This is a genomic window from Pseudoalteromonas sp. SG45-1, assembly GCF_014164135.1.
Lineage (GTDB): Bacteria > Pseudomonadota > Gammaproteobacteria > Enterobacterales > Alteromonadaceae > Pseudoalteromonas > Pseudoalteromonas distincta.
The window spans coordinates 1-240 of the sequence record NZ_JACJEP010000095.1 but is presented as its reverse complement, the minus strand read 5'-3'; the positions used below and the strand labels follow the sequence as shown (position 1 = coordinate 240).

2 tRNA genes are annotated in these 240 nt (G+C 49.6%); both read left to right on the top strand.

Going from position 1 to position 240, the window contains the following annotated elements:
* The first annotated feature begins 46 nt into the window (after positions 1 to 46).
* A tRNA-Asp gene (locus H5117_RS20510) sits at positions 47 to 123 on the top strand.
* Between the two features lie 38 nt (positions 124 to 161).
* Positions 162 to 238: transfer RNA gene (locus H5117_RS20505), tRNA-Asp, on the top strand.
* The last annotated feature ends 2 nt before the right edge of the window (positions 239 to 240 follow it).

Sequence of the window (240 nt, the reverse complement as noted above, 5' to 3'; positions counted from 1 at the left end):
CTCCGCCAACTATTTAAACAATGTTATATTACAAAATTTGTATGCTGGAGTGGTAGTTCAGTTGGTTAGAATACCGGCCTGTCACGCCGGGGGTCGCGGGTTCGAGTCCCGTCCACTCCGCCAACTATTTAAACAATGTTATATTACAAAATTTGTATGCTGGAGTGGTAGTTCAGTTGGTTAGAATACCGGCCTGTCACGCCGGGGGTCGCGGGTTCGAGTCCCGTCCACTCCGCCAAC